Source organism: Acetobacter sp. DsW_063 (genome assembly GCF_002153745.1).
Classification (GTDB): domain Bacteria; phylum Pseudomonadota; class Alphaproteobacteria; order Acetobacterales; family Acetobacteraceae; genus Acetobacter.
The window spans coordinates 1-24641 of sequence record NZ_JOPL01000041.1; the positions used below are offsets into that span (position 1 = coordinate 1).

A 24641-nucleotide genomic window follows, 5' to 3' on the forward strand; every position below is an offset into this window, starting at 1 on the left:
GCGTTGGGCGTTGGGCGTTGGGCGTTGGGCGTTGGGCGTTGGGCGTTGAGGTGTCGCGAATGACCGGGGGCGTCAAGCGCCAACGAAGTTCATCCCATATAAGATTTTGGAGCGAGAGGCTCGTCGGACCGAAAGCCGGTCATGCTTATAGCAATATCTGCCGAGCGGATGGAACGCGGGCCTGCTTAACTGCCTTCGCCACGGAGGACCCCATGACCGAAGCCGCTCGCGGACAGTATCAGACAAGGATGCGGCGCGTGCTCGACCACATCGACCGTCATCTGGACGACGATCTGAGCCTTGATGCGCTGAGCGCTGTCGCCGCTTTCTCGAAACACCACTTCCACCGCCAGTTCGCGGCGACCTTCGGCCTCTCCACCCATCGCTACGTCCAACTCGCCCGAATGCGGCGGGCTTCGCACCATCTGGCGTTTCATACCGCGGCGAGCGTCACAGAAATCGCACTGGACGCCGGATATCAGACCCCGGATGCTTTCGCTCGCGCTTTCAGGCAGCGATTCAGCCAGTCGCCCACCGATTTTCGAAAAGCTCCGGACTGGAAAACGTGGCGTGCGGCCTTTGACCCATTCATCGACGCAAGGAGCCAGAATATGGCGAATTACACTCTGAGCGACGTCGTTATCCGCGATTTTCCTTCCACTGCAGTCGCCGTCATGACCCATCTGGGCGATCCCCACGGCATTCCCGACACGATCAGGCGGTTCGTCACGTGGCGCCGATCCGTGGGATTGGGAAAGGCGATGAGCGACACTTTTACGATATTCTATTGCGACCCTCAAAGAACGCCACCGAACCAGTTTCGCCTCGGCTTATGCGCCGCAACGACCGGGCCGATCCCGTCCAACGATGATCGTGTGACGTCGGCTCTGATTCCTGGAGGGCGTTGCGCCGTCTTGCGCGTCATCGGGAGCAGCGACGACCTAGAGAATCCGGCGACTTTTCTCTACCGGGACTGGCTACCCGGCAGTGGAGAAGAATTGCGCGACTTTCCCCTGTTTTGCCAACGCGTCACGTTTTATCCCGATGCGCCAGAAAATGAGACCGTGACGGACGTGTTCCTCCCTCTCGTTTGAAGGGTGGCGATTGGATGACGGGGTAATCAGGTCGCTATTCTCACGCGACACCAGTATTGCCTCTCCTGAAGACTACACGGCCACTGTAGTGAACTCCGCACATCGTCCGTGCAACGAACGCTCAGTCGGAAGAATTGAAACGATTTCGAAAAGAACTCCAGCTGTATCTTGCCGTTTCAGAAGCACGACGCCCCGCCGAGATCGCGGCCTTGCGCCGCATTCGTGCAGTGGTTCGATCGGATTTTGAAAGGCTTTCTTATGCTGAAGACTCAGTACATCGCCCTCGGCGCCGTCTGCGGACTCGCGTTTTCCGCCGTCGGAGCCGCACACGCGCAGAGCGCAGCTGCGCAGCTTCCAGCGGGCACAGTCCTCTCCACGCAGCCTGCGGGCAGCGTGCCCGTGACGGCTCCTACCGACCCTGCTTCCAATCTGGCGACGAAAGGAACGCAGATCGTGAAGGGGGTCACCGGCAGCACAACCAGCGCAACGCCTGGGGCTCTGGATGAAAACGGCCTCCCGTCCCTGTCTTCCGCGAGCACTGGCAACGTGACCGGTTTGCTCTCCTATTGCATCAGCAAAAAACTGGTGAACAGCACGACCGCACGCAGCACGGCGCGCAACCTTGCGAAGCGTGACGACGTAAAGAACGACCAGGGGTACTCGATCGGTGGCCAAGGTCTGCTGCAGAATGGTTCCAGCACGCCGTTCGACATCTCCACGCTCAACAAGTCGAAGCGCGTGGAGCTGTGCAGCGATCTGGTGAAGAAGGGCCAATCGCTCTCTGACTGACGCCTCCCGCCGGGGTAAAAGTCGCGCTCGCTGGCGCCAGGCCGCGCAAGAACGTGATGCAGCCGACTTAGACGCCCCAGCGTTCAACTCAGAAAAAGGTGACAACAGGGGGCGGTCTCGCAGAATGACCGCTCCCTGTTGTAACGCTATCAGGACATTTTATCAGCCAATGTCGTTCCGGGTGAGCATAACAAAAAAAGATATTGTTCGTTTTAGGGACGAAAATTGCGTTGAAACTCAAAACGATTTTTCCGAACCAGATGTGGATATACAGCCTCCGTCATGATGCTTTTGTGAAGCAAGTTTCCCGCGATGCGGCGAACCGCATGCCCCCAAACGTTTTTTCCGAAAACTTTATCCGCAGACAATGACTCAGGAACAGGCTTCATCTCGCTGTGATAGCAAGCTGTTCAATCTGAAAAAATTGATCCACCCGTCACGATGCAGTTCTACGCAATTCGCGCCGCCACGCCGAAATCCCGATGACGAGCGCCCCATCCCTGCAAACCGAGCGCCATGTCGCCGCTGTAAAAATTCCGTTCGCACTTCTCAAACAACGCAAAGCCGCCATACGCCTTCATCGCCACTACGCTACCAGACGTAGTCGCTCGCGAATTTGCCACCCTGCGTTCCCATCCCGCAGCAAGCCCAAACCCGCTATTCCTCCTCCGCCATCGGCAAATTCGGCGTCCCGTGCCCTCCGGGGCGCATCGTCCATAACCGCCGCCCGGTCCACGCAGAATCCGAAAGAACGCGCATATGCGCTCCCTCCAGCCACACGGCCTGCGCCCCCTCCCGCCAAACCGTGAAACGGTCGATGGCGCGCACGCCGGGACAGGATGCGCGCGCAGGGCTGACCGTGACGAACAGATCCATGCCGACGCACAGCGACGCAGGCAATGTGACGGCGCCATCGCTGTTGTCCTCAACGCGTAGCAGGACCGAGCGCCCGCCCCGTGTGAAAACGCAGACGCCCGACGCGCCGTCCTCTCCGCATGTCGCCGCTCCATCCTGCGTTTGCCCTCCTGCCTGCGGCAGGTCGCCCAGAGGCAGCGCGAAAGCCTGTTTCCACGCTTCGCGTTCGACCCACGCGTCTCGCGAACGGCCTGCGACATAAAGTCTGCCGCCGTCGCGCACGCCAATCACACCGCCATCCGCCGCCACAACGATGTCGGGTGGCACGACCAGAAAAGGCGACAGACACCCGACCAGCATCGGCGCCAGCCCCAACAGGCGCCAGCGGCGCGACCAAAGACACAGCCAGCACAACCCCAGCAGAAATGCGGCGAGCCCCCACGCAGGCGTCAGTGGCGTCGCAATACGTGCGGCGGGCCACGCTGCGACCATACGAGCGAACCAGAGAATGACCGAGAGTCCCTCTCCCATAAAATGCAACGGCGCCGCCTCCAGATGCAGCGGCATGATTACGACCGCGATCAATCCGGCAGGCATTACCCACAGTGCTGTCAGCGGCACGGCGATCAGGTTCGCCAAAACGAAAAATGGCTGAATTTCACCGAAATGCGCCACCGACACCGGCAAAGTCGTCAATCCGGCCAGCAAACTGGTCAGGCCGAGCATCACGACGTGAACGAGCAGACGCCGTCCCAATCCACCATCGCCGTACAACCGCAGAAGCGGTTTGCGGAGTGTTTCATATCCCGCGATCAGAGCCATGACCGCCGCAATCGACATCTGAAACGGCGCGTTCAACAGCTCAGCAGGACCGGTAAGCAAAAGCACCGCCGCCGCCGTGGCCAAGCCGCGCATTGAGGCGGCGCGCCTGCCGGTCAGAAGCGCCAGCACGACCAAACCCGCCATCACGAGACTGCGCAGCGCAGGCAAATGCATTCCTGTGAGAGCAACGTAAATCGCGCCGCCAAGCAATCCCGCTACTGCGGCGATCTCTTTGCATGGCAGACGGAGCGCGGCCCACTCCCACAAAGCCAGACCGGTTCGGACCGCCGCCATGATCAGACCGATAACGATTCCAAGATGAAGCCCCGCCACCGCCAAAAGATGCGCAAGCCCCGACGCAGCGAACGCCCCCCGATCAGCGGCGGGTATAGCGCTGGAAAGCCCCACAAGCACCGTCGCCGCGATTGCGCCTCGCGCGTCTGGCAGCACGGCACGTATCCGAGCGGCGATGATCTCTCGCACGGTTTCCAGGGACGACGCCGCCGAAACGCCCTCACCAGAGAGAGACAACCGCCCGATGGCCGCGTCCGTCGTTTTGCGGTCCATCGCGCCGCCGCCTGCGGTCACCGTATGCGCTGCGCGGCTCTCTACGGACGGGTCATCTGAAAACCCTGTGTCCTCTGCAACGCCTTTCTCCACCGGACCCAGGGCTCGCCCTCCCCCTGCAAGGCCGGAGAACCAGGCCTCCCGCTGCTGATCGCGCATACCAGGAAGCGCCGGAAACGGCGGCGGACGCAAAAGCGCCCGCACCCTTATCTGATCTCCGGGAGCGAGGACCGCCACGTCGTCGCCCCGCAATCGTATCCGTAACGAGCGCCGCAAGGGGAGCATCCCTTCATCTTGCGGAGTCTCGAACAGCGCGCGCCCAAGCGTAACTCGGCGTAGAGACGGGTCGGCTGAATCTCCAGAACGCGGGGCCAGCGTGTCCACAGCGTCCACTCGCCCGGTCACATAAACTGCCCGGCGAGGCAATTCCGGCACAGGCGGCTGGCGATGCGCACTTGACCATGCCGCGAGAAAACCGATCGAAATCGACAGCGCCGCCGCCCCCGGCAACCGCGCCTCCAGCCGCCTCCAACCCGCCGCAAGCAGCGCGACGCCCATTGCCGCCGCCACCAGAGCCGCCCAAGGCGTAGGCTCCTCGCGCGGCCCCAAATAGAGCAACACCCCAATGGCCATGCCAACGGGAAGCCAGAGCGGCAACCTGTGTCGTTCCGAGAGGAGAAAAAGAAAAAGGCGGCTCAACGACGCCGCCTCACTTGCAGTAGAGCGGCGCCTCGAGCGCCACATCGCACTTTTTTTTAGAACGGCACAGCGGCAGGCTACGAGGACTCAGGAGAGTGGCCGCCCCTCCGCCGCCCCAAAAAACACGTAGTGCATGAAGGGATCGTTTTCATACCCGGCGAGGTCCGGGTTGGCGGCGATGTACGCCTTGCCGTTGAAAGCCGCGTTCGGCTGACGCCCTTCCCGAAATCCACTCTCCCTGTAGTGGGACGCCGGGTCGACCCCCGCCTGATTTACGTCGGGATAAGCATCAAGGTACCACTGCGCATCGAAATACAGGGCCTCACGCACTGCAGGGACACGAGCGGCAACCTCAACAGCCACCACTTCTTCAATTGTCTTCGCCCTGACTGGCGAGGATTTCCGTTTCGAAAACGCACTAATCTTCTTCGCAGGCGCTGCAACGACACGAGCTTTCGGCGTCGAGCGCGTGGGAGTTGCTTTGACTGCAGCGGCCTTGCCGGAAGACGTGCTCGCTTTAACTCGGATCACGCCTCAATCTCCCTGATAGTTTCCTGAACATCCGCGCCCGAATATCCTAGAGACTGATCGGAAATACAATGCCACAAAACCGCATCGCGCCCTAAAAATTTGCCTCGCGACGATGATCGACTAACAAAAGGGACTGCCGCCGCTTTTGGCCCAGAGGATGTATCTTTTTGTCCAAACGACCCACCCAACGTTTCGTCTGCCAGTCATGCGGCGCCGTCTATCCAAAGTGGTCAGGCAGGTGCGACGCCTGTGGCGAGTGGAACACCATCGTCGAGGAGACGGTGGAGCCCACCGCTGCCGCATCCAGAAGACGCGCCACAAAAACCGGGATCAGCCTTGAGGGGCTGACGGGCTCCGCATCGCCGCCTCCAAGACGGGCGACGGGCATCGACGAACTGGACCGGGTTCTGGGCGGCGGTCTTGTCGCCGCGTCCGTCGTGCTCGTCGGAGGCGATCCCGGCATCGGCAAATCGACTCTGCTGTTACAAACGGCGTGCCGCCTCGCGCTCGGCGGACAACGCGTCATCTACATCTCGGGCGAAGAAGCAATCGACCAGATCCGCATGCGCGCGCAACGGCTGGAGCTTGAGGCGCCCGCCCTGCAACTTGCCGCCTCCATCAACGTGTCGGACATCGTCTCAACACTCGAAAATGAATCGGACGTCGCGCTTGTCGTCATAGATTCGATTCAGACGATGTGGCTGGACACCGTCGACAGCGCGCCCGGCTCGGTCGCGCAGGTCCGCGCCTGTTCGTTCGAACTGATACGCCTCGCCAAAAAGCGTGGCTTCAGCCTTGTGCTCGTCGGCCACGTCACGAAGGACGGCGCGCTGGCGGGACCACGCGTGATGGAGCACATGGTCGACGCAGTCATGTATTTCGAAGGCGACCGCGGGCATCAGTTCCGCATCCTGCGCGCAGCCAAGAACCGTTTTGGCGCCACGGACGAAATCGGCGTGTTCGCGATGACGGATCGAGGGCTGGTTGAAGTTCCCAACCCCTCTGCCCTGTTTCTTGCCGAACGACGCGGTAATATCGCAGGCTCCGCTGTTTTCGCCGGACTGGAGGGCACGCGTCCCGTATTGCTGGAGGTTCAGGCTCTGCTCTCGCCAAAGGCTGGCGACAACGCCCCACGCCGGGCAGTGATCGGCTGGGATACGGGACGTCTCGCCATGCTGCTCGCGGTGCTTGAGACTCGATGCGGGCTCAAACTTTCGACAATGGACGTTTACCTCAACTTCGCGGGCGGTCTGCGCGTCACGGAACCTGCCGCTGATCTCGCGGTCGCCGCCGCGTTGATATCTGCAGCGACCGGGCAGCCAACGAGCGCCGGGTCGGTTTATTTCGGCGAGGTCGGCCTGTCAGGTGAAATCCGGCAGGTGCCGCAGGCTGACGCAAGACTGAAGGAAGCCCAGAAACTCGGGTTTGAACTGGCGGTGCTGCCTCGTCGCGTCGCGCGCGCCACGAGCGCGCGCGCCCGGCCGCCTGCAGGTCTTACGCTGAACGAACTCGGGCATTTGTCGGATTTGGTGGCTGAAATGGGGGCGAATGGAGCGGAGGCGGAGTAAGCGGGCTTTCGCCGACAATAATTCGCGACGGTATAAGCCGCGGTTGCATCAAAATCCTTAGAGCTGACGTCGGCCAGATGGTGATTTCAGATCGGCTCGGGCAACGCGGTGTATCAGTAGACGACGAGGAAAATACCTTCGACAGCCACGGCGATTGGAAACGATGCGGTTTCAAAACATAATTTAAAAAATCGGTCTATCGAAAAATTCAATCTCTTTGAGACGCCACTTAATAGTTTAGATCTATCGCAAGTGGAAAACATAATGCTCTGCAAGCGCTCTCCAATTGGGCATTCACAAGCAGAAAAAATTACAAAATCCATCTTTAATGCAAACACGCGCAATAAAAATCAAACGAGATGACGGCTACGACAAGGCGACCTTCAGTTTCTCTTCACCTTTTCCTTCGACAAAAAATTGCATTTCTCGCGAAACATCTATCATCGGCGGGTAAATATCCTCTGGAGTAGTCACTTACGCAGTTTCGGCGGCCGCCCTGACCAGAACGACGCCAACAACGACCCCGAAATATTGTGCCAGATTGAAAATACCGCGCCCGGCAACGCCGCGAGCGGAGAAAAATACAAGCGCCCCAGCGTCGCCGCCAGCCCGGAATTCTGCATCCCGACTTCCAGCGCCAGTGTTCGACAGACTGATTCGTCGAAGCCCAACAACCGCCCGCCCCAATAGCCGCCCAGAAGGCCAATGGCGTTGTGCGCGATCACGCCGACCAGAATGATCGGTCCCACAGACACAAGGGCAGGCCGCGTCAACGCAACGATGCAAGCGATGATAATCAGGATCGACGCCATCGCCACCAGCGGCAACGCAGGCTCGACGACACGCACGAGTTTCGGAGCCGCACGGTTCAGCACCAGCCCAAGCATGATCGGCGCAGCGACTATCGTCACGATGCTGCGGAACAAGCCCCAGCTATCCACAGCCACGTCGGCGGAGACATACAGCCGCGTCAATAGAGGCGTGGCGACAATTCCGACGAGCGTGGAAGCTGTGCTGATGCTGACAGAAAGCGCGACATCGCCCTTTGACAGATAGATCATCACATTCGACGCAGTGCCGCTGGCGACGCAACCGACAAGCACCATTCCCGCAGCCAACGCAGGCGGCATCGAGAGAATGTGCGCGATCCCCCACGCCGCCAAGGGCATGACGAGGTAATGCAGCCCCACGCCTGCCAGAACCGGCCACGGGCGGCGGGCGACGCGTGCAAAATCGGCAGGCGTCAGCGTCACCCCCATGGCGAACATGATGAACGCAAGCAGCGGCGTCACCGCCGGCGCCATCACAACGAAGGGACCTGACCACGTAATGGCGGCAAACGAAACCAGACAGGCCCAGACCGGAAAAAGACGCGTCAGCATCGACCGACGCCCATGGCGTTCATTGACTGCAACAGGCGCACCCCCAATCCCTCAGACAGGCGGCCAGGCGCGGAACGCTGGCGTTTGTTCGGCGCGGGCGGCAAGGCGCGCAACCGCTGGAAAAGACGCCGCCTGCACATACTCCGCTGCGACGTCCTGCGTAAAGCGCCAGGCGACGCCAACCGTGACGTCCGCCTGAGTGAAGCGTTCGCCCAGCGCCCAGCCCTCTCCCGCAGACCTCAGAGCTTTATCAAGGCCCGCATACGCCGCGAGCAACTGTCGCGTCACCCGATCGAGCCACGGCCTTGAACGCTCGGTTTCGGCGCGCAGATGCACCTCGTAGACGATCTGCACCGTCTTCTCGCAGGCCGCGAGGGCCAGACCCATCAGGTGAAGGCAACGGAGCCGTTCGGGCGCCGTGACAGGCAGCAGGCGTCGCTCCTCCGTTACAAGCGCCTCTCCATAATCAAGGATCAGCGACGATTCCATCAGCGTCGTTCCATCGTCGAGGATGAGCGTCGGCGCCTTCACGACCGGATTGATCTGACTGAATGCGTCGAAAGTCCGAATAACGGACACGGCTTCATGGTCAAACGATAGCCCCATCAGTTCGAACGAAATCGCCACCCGGCGCACGAACGGCGAGTCCAGCATACCGACAAGACGCATAAAAAGGCTCCGCTCCTGAAACGCCGCGATCCTTCCATTTTTGGGCGCCGCTGCAAAGTCCGGCGCCGGGATCACAGACACGCCTGCGGCGACTGAGAGTGGAGCGCACCGCATGCCTTCACTAAAGCGGAAGCGCTTCGGTTCGTGTCCACAAGAGCTGCTCTCAGCGAACCAAATCCTCACACCAGCACTCTCATGCGGGGCGACGTGAAGCTCGCCTTCGATGACGTTGTAGCACGCCACAGTTCTCTCAGAGCCGCCATCCAGGACGAGTAACGCGACGCGCGGCCGAGCCGAAGCGCTTAGCACGTAGTATTTAAGGAAATTTTCGTAATACGTCGGCGCGCATATCGAATTCCTGACGTAACGTCACACAAGCGCCATCTCGCGTATCAATGATGACAATATTTGTTTATTTCGAAATAATTCTAAATAATTTCACATACCCTCGACGCCGCGATAACAAGAAAATTTTCTCAACGTTGAGCTTATCGAAATTTCTATTCAAAAAAACAACCATTCAGTAATATACAAAGTAAATCAATCCCACACCACGTCGCCAAAGAGGTCCCCCGTCTAACGAATTTTAAATTTCGAAATCAAATCGAATCATGCGAATTTCTAATATCCTTTGAACCAATGTGCGTTATAAACGCGGCCGCCATTATGGCCGCCCGGAGACATCATTCCTTGGTCTGGAAACCCTGCCGACCAGCCGAAGCCAGACGCGGAGTTCGTGCAGGTGTTTTGCTGGTCATCATGTTCGCGGCCAGCGCCATCGTCACACGCTTTCTGTGCACTGACGACTCCGGCTATTCATCATTCTGGCCCGCCAACGCCGCGATGCTGGCCGCGATGCTGACGCTGCCCGCGCGACAAGCGGCCGCCGTTACCGTCGCGTGCGCCGCGATCAACTATTTCATCAACACTTACAGCGCTTACACCCCAGGCGAAGCTCTCCTGACCTGCCTGCTCAACATCGCCCAACCCATCGCAGCCGCGCCATTGACCCGCCGTTTTTGCGGAGCACGGACCGATCTGACGCACCCCCGACGCTTCGCGGCGTTCGCCGGGGTAGCCCTGTTTACCTCCGGGCTTGAGGCCGGTATCGGCGTCACGATCGAAACCTTGTTCCTGGATGATCCGGCAGCGCCTTTCGCCGAGTGGGCGCAGTGGACCTTCTGCGATGCTCTGGGCCTCACTCTCGCCACGTCGCCGCTGCTGCAACTGGCGCGTTCGTGCTCATCGAGGGGCGCTGCTTACCGGATGACGACCAACGCCTTGACGGGGCTGCTGCCATGTCTGGCGCTGACTATCCTCAGTTTTGTCTGGGCGCACTCACCCCTGTTCCTGTTTCTTTATCCGGCGCTCGCATGGCTGGCGTTTCGCGCCAGTCCCGCCGCAGTGCTGACCTCGATTTTTTTCGTCGCAATTCTGGCCTCTGCGTTCACCGCCCATGGCTTCGGCCCCATCGCCCGGCTGTCCCCGGATGGGCGCCTCATGCGGGAAGACATGCTTCAGCCATTCCTGTTCTCGCTCTTGCTGGCTGCAGTCCCTGTCAATAACGCCGTAAAGAGAATTCGTGAAAATACTCGTCGACTTTTGAGAATGAAGGAGCACCTTGAGTACATCGCGTCGCACGACGCCCTAACATCCACGATGAACCGAAAAACGTTCGAAACCGCCCTCAGACTGATGGTGACGAGCCGTATCCACGGCGTCCTTCTGTTCATCGACGTTGATAACTTCAAGGCCGTGAACGACAACCTTGGTCATCACGCTGGCGACGAGTTTCTCAGAGCGTTTTGCTCCAGAATTTCAAGGCTCACGCGAGACCGGCAAGGACGCGCCGGGCGCTTCGGAGGCGACGAATTCGCCCTGGTCGTGCCCGGAGAATTCTCCACGCAGCAACTCGACGCATTTTGCGAAACCATCTGCCAGGCGCTTCGGGAACCTTACAACATCGCTGGGGCCCTGCACGTCGTGACGGCGAGCATCGGCGCGGTGACGATGAGACCCGGAGGGCATTCGGCCGAGGTGTTGATGCGCAAGGCCGACACCGCCCTTTACACGACCAAGGCGTCCGGCCGGGACGGTTATACGCTGTTCGAGAAAATGATCGCGGCCGGGGAAGCGCCACCAGCCCTACAATACAGACGCGCGAGTGACCGGAACATCACCGCCTGAACGATCGCAGTCGTTTCCAGCCAGACGCGCAAAAATCCTCAAATCGTAAAATACTTCGCTTTTGGATTGAGGATCACCAACGCTGATGTCGATTGCTCAGGATGGAGTTGATACCCATCCGACAAAGAGACCCCGATGCGATCGGCGTTCAGCAGCTTGAGGATCGGCTCCTGATCCTCAAGTCTCGGGCAGGCCGGATATCCGAAAGAGTACCGCGACCCGCGATACCCCTGCCCCAGCAAAGCATCCATCTCACGCGCATCTTCGCCTGAGAACCCAAGTTCTGCGCGAATGCGTTTGTGCGTGTACTCCGCCATCGCCTCGGCGATCTCGACCGAAAGACCGTGCAGATACAGATAGTCCTGATAACGGTTTTTCTCGAACCAGTCGCGCGCCATATCGGACGCCTTCTGACCGACGGTCACGACCTGAAGGCCGATCACATCGCGCTCAGCATCGTCCACGTCGCGCACGAAATCGGCGATGCATTCACCGTCCGCGCGAGGCTGCCGCGGCATCAGGAATCGCGCGACTTCCGTCGCTCCGTCCTCCTCAAACAGGATCAGATCATTGCCTTGCCCGGCAGCTTTCCAATACCCGTAGGACGCGCGCGGACGAAGAATGTCGTCAGCCTCCGCCAAAGCCAACATCCGGCGAAGCACCGGGCGCAGTTCCTGCCGCGCCCACCCCAGAAACTCCTCCAAAGATCGGCCCTGTTTTCGGAACCCCCATTGGAACTGATACAGCGACCGTTCATTCAGGAACGGCAGAACCGCGTTCGTCTCGGCCTCGATAACCCGCGCGCCCCAGAACGGCGGCGTCACAACCGGTTCGCCCCGCGTTATGCCATGCCGGCGCTCCTGCGCCGCAGCAACGTCAACCGGGCCGAACCCGCGGGTCTCTGCGCTTTCCGGCGTTCGCTCGGTCCGGCGCGTGGACTTGCCCTCGCGTCGACGCGCAATCGCGGCGAGGTAATCGTCGAATTTGTCCTGCGCGATGTGATCCATCAGCGCCAGTCCGTCGAATGCGTCCCGCGCGTAGGCCACGCGCCCGCTCGTCCCGTAGGCGGCGACGCAATCTTCCTCGACATAGTTGCGCGTCAGCGCCGCGCCGCCGAGAATCACCGGAAGATCGAGGCCCTGACGGGATATCTCTTCGAGATTTTCCCTCATGATGACAGTCGATTTCACTAGAAGCCCGGACATGCCTATGGCGTTCGCACGCTCGGCGCGCGCTGATTCGATCATGTCGGCCACAGGCACCTTGATGCCCAGATTGATCACCCGGTACCCGTTGTTCGTCAGGATAATATCGACAAGGTTCTTGCCGATGTCATGCACGTCGCCCTTCACCGTCGCCAGCACGATGGTCCCGCGCGCTTGCCCCTCTAGCCGCTCCATATGCGGCTCCAGATAGGCGACCGCCGCTTTCATCGTCTCTGCAGACTGCAGCACGAACGGAAGCTGCATCTTGCCGGAGCCGAACAGCTCTCCGACCACTTTCATGCCGTCGAGCAGGACGGTGTTGATGATGTCCAGCGGCGGCATCTCGCGCATCGCCTCGGCCAGATCGTCCTCCAGGCCTTTGCGGTCGCCATCCACAATGCGGTCGCGAAGACGCTCCGGCGCGGTCTCCGCACGCTGCTTCTTGACGGCGTCCGCCGCTTTGCGTCCCGCGAATAGCTCCAGCAGGCGCTGAAGCGGGTCGTACCCCTCGGAGCGACGGTCGAATATCAGGTCTTCGGCGACCCGCACTTCTTCTTCCGCGATCATATGCAGCGGTCGGATTTTGGACACGTGCACGATCGCGCCAGTCATCCCCGCACGAACCGCGTGATCGAGGAACACGGAGTTCAGAACCGCGCGCGCCGCCGGATTCAGACCAAACGAAATGTTCGACAAACCCAGCACGATCTGGATGTCCGGAAACCGCTCGCGGATCAGACGGATGCCTTCCAGCGTCCACTGACCCAGTTTGCGATCGTCCTCCACACCCGTGGCGATGGTGAAGGTCAGCGGATCTATCAACAGGTCCGACTGCGGCAGACCGTATTTGTCGCACGCGAATTCGACGAGCCGCGTCGCGATACGCAGCTTGTCCTCCGGCGTCTTCGCCATACCCACTTCGTCGATGGTCAGCGCGACCACGGCGGCGCCGAATTTCTTGGCAAGCTTCATGCGCTCATGCGCAATGTGCTCGCCGTCCTCGAAGTTGATCGAGTTGATGATCGGCTTGCCGCCATGCAGCTTCAGCGCCGCCTCGATGACCGGCGTTTCGGTGGAATCGATCACAAGCGGTGCGTTCACCGACGACGTGAAACGCCGGATGACCTCGTTCATCTCCGCCTGCTCGTCACGCCCTACGAAGGCGGTGCAAACGTCGAGAGAGTTGGAGCCCTCCGCGACCTGCTCACGGCCGATCGCGACGCAGCCGTCCCAGTCGTGCGCTTCCTGAAGCTCGCGCCACTTCTTCGACCCGTTGGCGTTGCAGCGCTCGCCAATCGAAAAATACGCATTCTCCTGACGCAACGGCGTCTGGCTGTAGAGGCTGGCGACGGATGGCGTCCAGATCGGCTTACGCGGCGTGGGTGCGGGCCGATGACGTCCGGTTCCCTCAGCCCGGCGCCGGAGCATGGCGTCCAGTCCCGCGATGTGCGGCGTCGATGTGCCGCAGCATCCGCCAACGATGTTGAGGCCGTCCTCGACGACGAACCGTTCAACCCAGCTCGCCATCTCGTCTGGACCGAGGGGATAATGCGTCTTCCCGTCGACCAGTTCCGGCAGACCGGCGTTCGGCTGCACCGACAGCATGCCCGGCCAGTTCTGCGACAGCCATTTGACGTGTTCCGCCATCTCCTGCGGGCCGGTGGCGCAGTTAAGCCCGACCAGATCAACATCCAGGCTGTGGATGACAGTCGCCGCGGCGGCGATGTCGGGACCGACCAGCAGGGTCCCGGTCGTCTCGACCGTCACCTGCACGAAGATTGGCGTATCCGCGCCAAGCTCCGCCCGCGCAATCTTCATGCCGTTGACCGCCGCCTTGATCTGCAACGTGTCCTGACAGGTTTCGATCAGAACGGCGTCTACGCCACCCTCGATCAGCCCGCGTCCCTGCTCGGCAAGGCCGGCTTCCAGCGTGTCGTAATCGATATTGCCCAGCGAGGGCAGCTTGGTGCCCGGCCCGACGGAACCGATCACGTAACGATGACGATCATCGTCAAAGCTGTCCGCCGCCTCGCGCGCGAGCGTCGCGGCGATACGGTTGATCTCTCTCGCGCGGTCCTGCAATCCGAATTCGGCCAGCGTTATGGGCGAGCCACCAAAACTGTTGGTCTCGACCATGTCAGCGCCAGCTTCGTAGTATCCGCGATGAATCTCGCGAATCAGCTCCGGGCGAGACAGGTTCAAGATCTCGGTGCAGTTCTCCTGCCCCCAGTAGTCGCGCTCGGTGTCGAGATCGAGGACCTGCACGCGCGACCCCATGCCGCCATCACAAAGCAGCACCTGCTCGCGAAGGGCGTCCATCAGGCGGGGGCGTGGGGGTTTTGCCGCTGTCATTGGTCTCTATATAATACAGCCACGACGGTGTCGTCGCTTGGACGAAAGCGCGGGCGGCCCCGAACGGGCGGCCCGACGCCGGGGAGGCGGTTATCACAGAGGCCATCGACGCTGTCCAGAAAGAACGGCTCGGCGGGACGGAAGCACCGAAGGCGGCGCACCATGACTGAGTCTGATCGCAGATTGCCGCTGGATGTGATCGACGCCAACGACGTGGCGCAGATAGCGACCGGCCTACGCCGAGACATTGCTCTGGTCCACACAGCCGCCGAGACGCTGACAGGCGCAGGGACGGACTGGGCGGCGGCGCGACCATTGGGCGCAGTCGGGAGCAACCTTCGCTTCGCGGCGACCGACACGCATGGTGACGTTTCTGCTAACCAGCACGCCCCTGCATGCGTCTGTTGCAGCCCGCGGCGCGAAGCGACCAGAACGCTGCTCGCGCTGATCCAGGATCGCGCGCGAGGGCGTTGTGGTTTTTTTCGCCGCGTCGTCGTTGCTGTGCCAAATGACGCAGTCGAAACCGTCGCAAATGCTCTTCGCGCCGAGTCCGCTTTGCCGACGTTATTCGCGATTCGAACAGAGTCACGACCGTGAATGCGACGATATTCACGCCTCTGTGACGCACCGGCTGCGGGCACGACTGTCTCTTTACGCAATCTAAGTATCGAAACGTTATTGTTCATAACCTGCGCGCTTCGAAGCTGCGCCATCATAATATAAAGCGAGGCGAGTTCACGCTTTGTGTGGTAGAGGCAGTTGGTCCTCCGTTACGACGCGAAGGGCGAAGAGCAGTTTATGAGGACACTCCGTGGATCCAGTCGATCATGACTCCGGCGCATCAGACCGTGACCCCGCAGGTTCTGACGCTGGCGGCCACGCGGAGACCGGTCGCGAAGAACGACATCCCCCCGCATTCATTCGCCTCCGCGCCGTAATTGCCGCCGCCCATTTCCATGGGCTGGAACTGGACGTCCGCGATTTTGCGGCTGAACCAGGAGAGGCCAGCCCGTCGCCCGCTACGTTATGCCGTTGGCTCAACGAGCAGGGAGCCGTCGCCAAAGGCATGCGGCTGAAGTGGCGTTATCTGATCAAGATGACCAACTCGCCGCCCATCGTGCTTCTGTTCCGCGACGGATCCGCAGCGCTCATGATCAACGCGAGCGCCGATCAGGGCGTCGTCTGGCTGCGCGACCCGCTGCGTGGCGAAGGCGACCTGCCGGTTCCCGTCGACGAATTACGCCTGTCGCAAATCTGGACAGGCGACGCCTTGCTGATCAAGCGACGGCGCGATCAAAGCGAAGCCGACGCGCCGATCAACGCCTCGTGGCTGGCCAAGATGGTCCTGCGCGAAAAAAAATCGCTTCGCGACATCGCCATTGCGTCGATGACGCTCAGCATTCTCCAGATTTTCCCGCCGCTGATCGTCATGCAGGTTATCGACCGCGTGGTGAACAACCGCTCCATGGCGACGCTGGTGTCGATCACGGCGATTGTTCTGGTCCTGTCGTTCTACGAAGTTCTGTTGTCTTACGGACGCCGCGAACTGACGCTGGTTCTCACGACGCGCATCGATACAAGATTGTCCCTGCACCTGTTCAGCCGCCTGCTTGCTCTTCCGCTTGAATATTTCGAAAGACAACAAGCTGGCAACGTGATCGGGCGCGTTATGGCCATATATAAAGTCCGCGACTTTATGACCGGCAAGCTGATGAGCACATTCCTCGACATGTTTACGCTTGTCGTCATCCTGCCGTTTCTTTTCTACCTCAGTTCGACGCTGGCCTGGATGACCGTAGCCGCAGCCGGCTTGGTCGGCCTTCTGGTGGTGGTGTTCATGGGTCCCATCTCGCGGATCTACCAACATGTTGTGCGTTCGGAGATGGAGCGGTCGTCCGTAATGTATGAGACAGTGGCCGGCATCCGCACAATCAAAACATTGGCGCTGGAACCATCGCGCAAGCAGGAATGGGACGAAAAGACCGCCGACGTTGTGCGCTGGAAACTTGCCGCAGGGAGGATGTCGAACTGGCCCGCAACCCTGTCCATGCCGTTAGACATGTTTATCAACCGCGGCATCATTTTGGTCGGCGCCTACCTCATTCTCACAGGCTCCAGCACTGTCGGCGTCGGCGCGCTTGTCGCGTTCATGATGCTGGGTGGACGTGTCGCGTCGCCGCTGGTCGGTCTTGCGAAGCTTCTCGAAGACCTGAACGAAGTACGCACGTCGCTTGGCGAGGCCGGGTCAGTGCTGAATCAACCGACCGAAACCAAGGCTCTCACCACTGGCATGCGGCCTCGGATAAAGGGCGCATTGTCATTCGTGGACGTGAATTTCAGCTATCCCGGCTCTACCGGAAAAGCGCTCGACGACGTAAATTTCGAAGTCCCCGCTGGCACCATGCTTGGTTTGGTAGGGCGCTCCGGCTCCGGAAAATCCACGATCACCCGCCTTCTGCAAGGCGTGAGCCGTTCGTATAACGGCTACCTCAAGCTCGACGGCGTCGATCTGCGCGAGATCAATCTGACCCATCTTCGCCGCTCCTTCGGCGTTGTGCTGCAAGACAATTTTCTGTTCCGCGGCACCATCCGCGAGAATATAACGGCCGGGCGGCCTGGCCTGACTATTGACGACGTCGTCCGCGCAGCTCGTCTGGCCGGCGCGGAAGAATTCATTGAGCGTATGCCTGCAGGCTACGAGACGTGGATCGAGGAAGGGTCGACCAACATCTCGGGCGGCCAGCGTCAGCGGCTTGCGATCGCGCGTGCGGTTATCTGCGACCCCAAGCTGCTCATCCTCGACGAGGCCACCTCGGCTCTCGATCCGGAAAGCGAGGCGTTGGTGAACGCCAACCTCGAACGCATCGGCGAGGGGCGCACTATGGTGATCGTCTCTCACCGTCTGTCCTCGCTTGTGAACTGCGACCAGATTCTGGTCATGGATCGCGGGCAGGTGATGGATATAGGGCCGCACGAGGTGCTGCTTGAGCGGTGCGCCATCTATCGCACGCTGTGGATGCAACAGAATCGCCACACGACCGGAAAACAGGGAGCGGATCGGACAGGACCCGCCCCGCTCATCGCCGAGGGAGACTGAAACATGTCCTCGCACGATATCGCCAAGACAGATCAGGACGGGACCCAGTCGCGCGACTTTCTGCCCCAGGTCAACGATCCTTATGCTCCCGGCGATCTGCCAGCAGCTCTGCTCGAATTCCACTCACCCAGCGCTGCGCTGGTCAACCTGCCGCCGACCGCGTCGGCTCAGTACCTAACCTGGATCATCGGCGCCCTCACCCTTTCTACCGTGCTGGTCATGGCCATCTTCCCGCTAGACCGGGTGGTGTCGTCACCAGGTCGTATTGCCTCAACGCAGCGCACGCTCGTGGTGCAGCCTTTGGAAACCTCCATCATTCGCAGTATCGAGGTACATGAAGGAGATTTTGTTCACAAAGGACAGGTTCTCGCCCGTCTTGACCCGACCATCAGCGACGCCGACATTCAGAATCTGCTCATCCAGACGCAAAGTTATAGCGCAGAAGTCGACCGGTTAACTGCCGAGTCACAAGGACGAACCTACGCGGTCGATCCGTCCAACCCATCCTCGACGCAGCAAGAAGCGACCTTCCTGCGCCGTAAGGCTGAGTTCGACGCCAAGACCCATGACTATGACGAACAGATCGCATCCGAAACCAGCGAACTGCAGGGATATGTCGCCAGTTCGGCGATGTACGCCGCACGAGCGAAGGTTGCGGCCGACGTGCATAACATGCGGGCGCGGCTGCAGGCCGATCAGGTCGGCAGCCGCCTGTCTACCCTCGGGGCGCAGAACGACCTGATGGAGATCGAGCGCTCCCAGATTTCTGCCCAGCAGCAGGCAGCGAGCACCCGGGGCAAGTTGAACGCGCTCGCCTCCGAGCGGGACGCCTATGTCGAAAACTGGAAAGCGTCCGTCTATCACGACCTCAGCGACGCGCAGCGTCACTTCGCGACCGCGCAGAGCGACTACGAAAAAGCCAAGCTGCGCAAGAATCTGACCACTTTGAAAAGCGGCGAGGACGCAATCGTTCTCACCATCGCCAAACTCTCTATCGGTTCGATCATGACCACCGGAACGGAGTTGATGACTCTGGTGCCGGTCGGAAGCGGGCTGGAGGTCGAAGCGACGCTGCGCGGTTCGGACGCCGGATTTGTCAGGCTGGGCGATAAGGCCCTGTTGAAATTCACGACCTTTCCCTACGCCCAGTATGGCGGAGCCGAAGCGACCGTTCGGGAAATCAGCGCGGATTCATTCTCGGCGCAGGACAAGCCATCGTCGAACGCCGGCGCCTCAGCCGCCGCACCGCCTGACCCTACCGGCTCGAGCCAGTCGTTCTACCGCGTAAGGCTACGGATCGACCGGTACACTCTGCACGGCGTGCCGACATTCTTCCACCCGCAACCTGGTATGCCCGTCACGGCCGACATTCAGGTCGGCAAGAGGACGATCATGCAGTTCCTGCTCAACAGCATCATGCCGCTGGTCTCCGACGGCATGCGCGAGCCCTGATCTTGTCGCGCCCCTCACCGGCCAACGCCCGGCGGGAGCGGCTGCGGCGCAATCCGCTGCGGGCTGCCCGCAACGCAGGACTCAAGGATCGCACCGTTTACGGTTTGGTTCGTCATCGCCTATGATTGCGGCGTTACCATCATCGTCTTCCGCCCCAACCCGGGAGGGCACGCTTGGGTTTTGTTGAGCGCCTTTTTGCCCGCCGCTCCAATAAAGCGCGGCTGGCTTATGGCCTTCGTCTTCTTGAAGACGGAGAGGCTGTCGACGGCGTGGCGGAGATCTCCGCCGTCGCGAGAGCGGGCGTTCCGGAAGCGCAGTTTCGGCTGGGACGAGCCTATCTCGAAGGCGTAGGCGCGACACGCGATCTGGTGGAGGGCGCTCGGTGGATGCGCCGCGCCTCCGAGGCCGGGTGGCTCGAGGCTCAGCTCATACTCGCGAATCTGTATCTGGCTGGGCTCCCGGACGCCGTAGAGACGGATGATTTCGGCCTCTCGGACGTATCGCGCGCCACCACCCGTAAGCCCGACTACGTCAAGGCGGCCCATTGGGCGCGGGAGGCCGCTGAAGCAGGCTCGACAGACGCGCAGGCGCTCTATGGCTATGTGCTGAGCACAGGTCCGGAGGGCTTACGCGATGTAGAAGCCGGACTCGACTGGTATCGCCGCGCGGCTGAAAACAATAGTCCGCAAGCCCACCTGGGTCTCGGCCTTGCCGGCATGCAAACTGCCGGAACGCCCGATGAACTTGCCGAGGTGATCGGCCATCTGCGTAAAGCCGCCGAAGCCGGACTTGGTTCCGCCCTGTATCTTATGGGCGTCTTCTCAGAACGCGGTTCCGGCGTGTCTCAAAATCTCGAGGCTGCCGCCGTTTATATGGAGAAAGCCGCCGAGCAGAATATCCGCTCGGCTCAGGCGCGCTTCGGCCTCATGCTGATCGCGGGTCAGGGCGTGAAGAAGAACCTGGCGCGCGGCGAAACGTGGCTGCGTCGTGCGGCTCTGGCGGGAGATATCGAAGCAGCCGCCCTGCTCGGTGATATGTACGCAAGAGGCGGCGAACTTCCGCCGAATTATCTTGAGGCGGCGAACTGGTACCATATGGCCGCGGCCGCGGGACATGCCGCGGCGGCTCGAGCGCTCGGACTATTGCATCTGACCGGCGCCGGCGTCCCGCGCGATCAGGAAGAAGCAGCCCGATGGTTCCGGATCGCCTCGGAGAGTGGCGACCAATCAAGCAGCGCTGACCTTGGCAATCTCATCCTGTCCGGTGTGGGTACGGAAGATGATCGTCTCGCAATGCGGGCGCGTTACGAGCAGGCCGCGTTGAATGGTGATCTTGTCGCCGCTTTCAATTTTGGCGTCTGCCTCGCGGAAGGCGTAGGGGCCGAACGAAACGATCGTGAAGCCGCAACGTGGATGCGCAAAGCAGCAGAAGGCGTCGTCAACGCACAATACTGGTACGGTCGCATGCTCCTTGAAGGACGGGGCGGCGTCACCGATCCGGTCGAAGGACGCGAATGGCTGCGCAAAGCTGCTGAAGCCGGTATGGTCGACGCAGAAGTCGCCTACGCACAGGTGCTTCTCGAAGGCCGGGGCGGACCGAGCGATCACGCCGCAGCCGCGCAGATGTTCGAACGCGCTGCCAAACGGCAGAACGTGCATTCGATGTTCGCACTCGGCGCAATTCTGGGCGGTGGTCACAACGTGCCGGAAGATCGGACGACGGCATATGAATGGTTCAGGAAAGCAGCCGAGCGAGGCCACCCGACCGCGCAACTTATGATGGGCCGCTATCTGGCTTTTGGCCTCGCCGGACGCTCAAACATCGCGGAAGCCCGCCGTTGGTATCGCAAGGCTGAAGCGCAGGGCGTCGTGCAGGCGAGCGCGGAACTGTCGCGCCTCGCCAATCTCTCGAACGCCAATTCCGCAACGCACGACAATGCGGCGGAGAAAGATTCGGCTGAGCAGGGCAGCGAAACCACGCCAGAGGGATCGGATGCTGCGTCGACCGGTCCCGCCCGCGTTCTGGGCTAAGCCCCCGCCGTCCTCTTGCCAAAATCGCCGCGCGCTCGCGCTTCCCGCCCTTTCGAACGGTCGAGCCAATCGACCGGCAGTCCCGACCCTGACCAAAGCGGCACAGTTGGCCTGATCAGCGCCGAGGATCGCGAAACATGGACGCGCTGGGCCAACGAGCAGGCGCAAGATTCGTTTCGACGCGGCGAGTCCAGCTGGCGTGCGGGGGATTACTTCACCGCGTTGAGTTGGCTCGAACGTGCGCACCGAATGGCGCCAGACAGTCCGAACGTCGCCTTTCTGCTCGCTGCCGCCCGACAAGCCAACGGATTGCCGGACGGCGCCGTCGACCTGCTGCGACGTCTGCTGGAAAAATTCGACTTCCGGGAAGGCTGGTCTCTCCTCAGCACAATATTGCTTGCCGCGGGGCGACCTGAGGACGCTGCGACGTCCCTATCCCGCGGGCTCTCGTCGCACGCCTGCGACGATCAGATGGCCTCTCTCGCCAATCGGGTAGCCAACGCGACCGCATCCATCGGCTGGTGCGGCCTGAACAGCGACGGTTCCATCCGATTGGGAGGAGACGCGCGCTCATACCTTGAGTCATCGCCCCCTCGAGGCTCGCGCGGGCGGACCAGAGGGACGACCGCCTCTCTGGAACGGCTGGCCGTGCGTATTGACGGCGAACCCGCACAGATAACGTCGCAAGGCGGCAAGATCACTCTTCGAAGTGCTTCCGAGAGCGTCATCTCCGCGCGCAAAATCACTGTTTATCTCGATGGGGCCCCGCTTCTAGGCTCGCCCCTCCGCCCCTCCGCCATCAACCGTGTTGAAGGACTGGTCCGGAGCGGCCCCGACGGCCTTCAGGGGTGGGCGTGGCTGCCGCACGATCTTGACAGACCACCAACGTTGAGCCTTCTGGACGCACGAAACGACAGGCTTCTATCGGTCTTCAGCCCGGACGTTTTTTCGACGGACGTCAGTTCGGACATCCCTCTGGCCCGATATCGGGAAATCCTGATTCCCTGGGACCAATGCCCCGACCATCCAGTTCGTGTGACGGGTCCCGATGGTCGAGATCTGGCGGGAAGCCCGCTCGATCCGGGTCTTGAACGCCGAGCCGCACGATGGGCGGCCAGGCAAGCGGCGCTCTGGAGTCCAGAAAAAGACGGAGTGACCGCCGATCTTCCCCCGCCTTTCCTGCCGATCCCGGTCGAAATGCGCCCCGCGGCGCAACGCCTGAAGCCCGCCCCTCTTCTGTCGGACAAGCCTCCGGCGGGGGAAACTCTCATCGTCGTCCCCGTTTACGGCGACGCCAAACGCACGAGAGCCTGCCTCGACAGTCTCATCGCCACGCTGCCCACGGCTCAGGGGAAAAATGCCGCCGTCCGCGTCGCGATCATCGAGGACGCATCCCCGGACGCGGAACTCGTCGCGATGTTGAATGAATTCGTCGCAGACCCACGTGTGACGGTCCTGCATAATTCGATCAATCTGGGCTTTCCGGGAAGCGCCAATGTCGGGTTGCGTCTGGCCCTGACACAACGCCCTGCCGGGCGCAGGCGCGCCACGGTCGGAGGCGGCGCCGACGTCGTTCTGCTCAACAGCGACACGCTAGTCACGGACGGGTGGCTTGAGGAACTGCGTCGCGTCGCACATTCGGCGCCGGACATTGGAACAGTGACGCCGCTTTCCAACGACGCGACGATCCTGTCCTACCCTACGCTTGCAGGCAGCCGTTCGCCGACCCTCGTCCAGACACGCTGGATGGCCGGACTGGCGCGGCAAGCGAACGGCGGCGACGCGGTCGATCTGCCCACGGCGCATGGTTTCTGCATGCTCATCCGCCACGACTGTCTGGCGGCGACAGGGCTGCTCCGCGCCGACCTGTTTGCACAGGGTTACGGCGAGGAAAACGATTTCTCGCTGAGAGCGCGCGCGCTCGGCTGGCGCAACGTCGCCGCCCCCGGTGCCTATGTCGCCCATGTCGGATCGGCGTCGTTCGGCGCGACGCGCGACGCTCTCCTACGCCGGAACCTCGCTTTGCTGAACCGGCTGCATCCGGGATACGAGGCGCTGGTTCGCACCCATGTCGCGCAGGATCCACTTTTCGGTGTCCGCCGCCGGATCGACTTACTGCGCTGGCGGCGGGGCTGGCGGACTGAATTTCCGCACCACAGAAAAAGGGACAGCGACGCGTCGCATCGCGCAGTCGTGTTCATCACCCACGATCATGGCGGAGGCGTCGAAAGGGTCGTCTCACAGCGGGCCCGGCGCATGCTGCGACAGGGCGTTCGGCCGATGATTGTCAAACCCGTCGAAGGCGGTTGTCGAGTCGAAGGGGTTTCCCCTGACGCTGAGGACCGACATCGCGCTCTGGATCCCGAAGCCGGGGTTTATCCAAATTTGCGGTTCCGTCTGCCGGAAGAGTGGACGAGCCTCCTGAATCTACTCGGCGGCGGCGAGATCGACCATGTCGAATGGCATCACGGCAGCGGTCATCACCCGCAGATGGAAACCCTGGCGGCTTCGATCGGGGCGCCCCAGGATGTGTTCGTGCATGATTATATCTGGTTTTGCCCCAGAATTTCTCTACTTGGACAAAACGGTCGTTACTGCGGCGAACCAGATGTCGCGGAATGCGAAAGCTGCGTGGCGCGTCTCGGCCGCAAAACGCCGGGCGACGAGACCGTGGCGGAGTATGTCTCCCACTCCTCCAAGCGCCTGTCGGCAGCGCGGCGTGTGTCGGCGCCCTCCGGTGACGCCGCCCAGCGAATGCTGCGCCACTTTCCCGCCCTGAAGATCGACGTCGATCCCCCCGAGGACGATGACGCAGAAGAACCCGCAGTGGCACACTCGCCGTCAGCTGTGGTCGGGTTGCCTCGCACCAGTCGCGCGCGGGTCTGTATCGTCGGCGCTATTGGTCGCGAAAAAGGATACGACGTAATTCTGGCGGCGGCGGAAGACGCGCGCCGACGGAACCTGCCTATCGAATACGTGATTGTCGGGCATACGCCGGACGATACGAAATTGATCGAGACGGGCCATGTCTACGTGACCGGCGCCTACGAGGACTCCGAAGCCGCCGCACTCGTTCGCGCGCAAAACGCCGATTACGCCTTCATACCCTCGATCTGGCCGGAAACCTGGTGTCTGGCGCTCGGCGTCGCATGGCGAGCGGGCCTCGACGTCGCGGCTTTCGATCTTGGCGCTGTGGCGGACCGGATACGTGCGAAGAAAAGGGGAAGTATTCTTCCTCTCGGTGTATCGGCCAATCGACTTAACGTGATATTGACCTCACTGTGTCAGCGTCGGAATGAGACTCTGACGGGTATTCGTCAGACTCCGTAGTTACCGACGGCG

Annotated in this window: 15 protein-coding genes; 9 read left to right on the plus strand and 6 right to left on the minus strand. The window is 61.3% G+C overall.

From position 1 onward, the window contains the following. The first annotated feature begins 212 nt into the window (after positions 1-212). Positions 213-1094, plus strand: coding sequence for a GyrI-like domain-containing protein (locus HK28_RS07530; protein WP_233140416.1), 882 nt, complete (start codon positions 213-215; stop codon positions 1092-1094). A gap of 258 nt (positions 1095-1352) precedes the next feature. Beyond that, complete coding sequence (locus HK28_RS07535; protein WP_086644016.1) at positions 1353-1883, plus strand: DUF2501 domain-containing protein; 531 nt, start codon at positions 1353-1355, stop codon at positions 1881-1883. A 449-nt stretch (positions 1884-2332) separates the two neighbouring features. On the opposite strand, the gene HK28_RS13975 is transcribed toward HK28_RS07535, so the two are convergent. From HK28_RS13975 to HK28_RS14275, 3 genes are all read right to left on the minus strand, one after another. After that, a complete protein-coding gene (locus HK28_RS13975) occupies positions 2333-2506 on the minus strand; it encodes a hypothetical protein (RefSeq protein WP_158093418.1) in 174 nt (57 codons plus the stop codon). Between the two features lie 34 nt (positions 2507-2540). Continuing rightward, on the minus strand, positions 2541-4826 hold the full coding sequence (locus HK28_RS07540) for a ComEC/Rec2 family competence protein (protein ID WP_233140417.1): 2286 nt from the start codon (positions 4824-4826) through the stop codon (positions 2541-2543). Between the two features lie 87 nt (positions 4827-4913). After that, on the minus strand, positions 4914-5357 hold the full coding sequence (locus HK28_RS14275) for a hypothetical protein (RefSeq protein ID WP_233140418.1): 444 nt from the start codon (positions 5355-5357) through the stop codon (positions 4914-4916). Positions 5358-5524: 167 nt separating this feature from the next. On the opposite strand from HK28_RS14275, the gene radA reads away from it, so the two are divergent. Further along, entirely contained in the window at positions 5525-6925 is a 1401-nt protein-coding gene (gene radA, locus HK28_RS07550) for a DNA repair protein RadA (RefSeq protein ID WP_086643991.1), read from the plus strand. A gap of 470 nt (positions 6926-7395) precedes the next feature. Here the strand turns inward: radA and HK28_RS07555 are convergent, their stop codons facing one another. Further along, positions 7396-8307 carry a bile acid:sodium symporter family protein gene (locus tag HK28_RS07555; RefSeq protein ID WP_086643992.1) on the minus strand — a complete coding sequence of 304 codons (912 nt, stop codon included), beginning with the start codon at positions 8305-8307 and terminating at the stop codon, positions 7396-7398. A gap of 51 nt (positions 8308-8358) precedes the next feature. Beyond that, positions 8359-8976 carry a glutathione S-transferase family protein gene (locus HK28_RS07560; RefSeq protein ID WP_086644018.1) on the minus strand — a complete coding sequence of 206 codons (618 nt, stop codon included), beginning with the start codon at positions 8974-8976 and terminating at the stop codon, positions 8359-8361. Between the two features lie 690 nt (positions 8977-9666). On the opposite strand from HK28_RS07560, the gene HK28_RS07565 reads away from it, so the two are divergent. Then, positions 9667-11163, plus strand: a complete 1497-nt coding sequence (locus HK28_RS07565; RefSeq protein ID WP_158093419.1) for a diguanylate cyclase domain-containing protein — start codon at positions 9667-9669, stop codon at positions 11161-11163. 38 nt (positions 11164-11201) lie between these two features. Here the strand turns inward: HK28_RS07565 and metH are convergent, their stop codons facing one another. After that, positions 11202-14720, minus strand: coding sequence for a methionine synthase (metH, locus tag HK28_RS07570; RefSeq protein ID WP_086643994.1), 3519 nt, complete (start codon positions 14718-14720; stop codon positions 11202-11204). 162 nt (positions 14721-14882) lie between these two features. On the opposite strand from metH, the gene HK28_RS07575 reads away from it, so the two are divergent. From HK28_RS07575 to HK28_RS07595, 5 genes are all read left to right on the plus strand, one after another. Further along, positions 14883-15317 (plus strand): hypothetical protein, encoded by a 435-nt coding sequence (locus HK28_RS07575; RefSeq protein ID WP_086643995.1) that lies wholly within the window; start codon positions 14883-14885, stop codon positions 15315-15317. Positions 15318-15657: 340 nt separating this feature from the next. Further along, positions 15658-17817: a peptidase domain-containing ABC transporter gene (locus HK28_RS07580; protein WP_086644019.1), complete on the plus strand. Its 2160-nt coding sequence runs from the start codon at positions 15658-15660 to the stop codon at positions 17815-17817. Between the two features lie 3 nt (positions 17818-17820). After that, positions 17821-19269, plus strand: coding sequence for an HlyD family type I secretion periplasmic adaptor subunit (locus HK28_RS07585; protein WP_086643996.1), 1449 nt, complete (start codon positions 17821-17823; stop codon positions 19267-19269). A 173-nt stretch (positions 19270-19442) separates the two neighbouring features. Continuing rightward, positions 19443-21299 (plus strand): tetratricopeptide repeat protein, encoded by a 1857-nt coding sequence (locus tag HK28_RS07590; RefSeq protein ID WP_086643997.1) that lies wholly within the window; start codon positions 19443-19445, stop codon positions 21297-21299. Positions 21300-21314: 15 nt separating this feature from the next. Next, positions 21315-24629 carry a glycosyltransferase gene (locus HK28_RS07595; protein WP_086643998.1) on the plus strand — a complete coding sequence of 1105 codons (3315 nt, stop codon included), beginning with the start codon at positions 21315-21317 and terminating at the stop codon, positions 24627-24629. Positions 24630-24641 lie beyond the last annotated feature (12 nt).

Coding starts and splice junctions, on each gene's coding strand:
- HK28_RS07575 (WP_086643995.1), top strand. CDS start 14,883: ATGACTGAGTCTGATCGCAGATTGCCGCTGGATGTGATCGACGCCAAC.
- metH (WP_086643994.1), bottom strand. CDS start 14,720: ATGACAGCGGCAAAACCCCCACGCCCCCGCCTGATGGACGCCCTTCGC.
- HK28_RS07555 (WP_086643992.1), bottom strand. CDS start 8,307: ATGCTGACGCGTCTTTTTCCGGTCTGGGCCTGTCTGGTTTCGTTTGCC.
- HK28_RS07530 (WP_233140416.1), top strand. CDS start 213: ATGACCGAAGCCGCTCGCGGACAGTATCAGACAAGGATGCGGCGCGTG.
- HK28_RS07560 (WP_086644018.1), bottom strand. CDS start 8,976: ATGCGTCTTGTCGGTATGCTGGACTCGCCGTTCGTGCGCCGGGTGGCG.
- HK28_RS07535 (WP_086644016.1), top strand. CDS start 1,353: ATGCTGAAGACTCAGTACATCGCCCTCGGCGCCGTCTGCGGACTCGCG.
- HK28_RS07585 (WP_086643996.1), top strand. CDS start 17,821: ATGTCCTCGCACGATATCGCCAAGACAGATCAGGACGGGACCCAGTCG.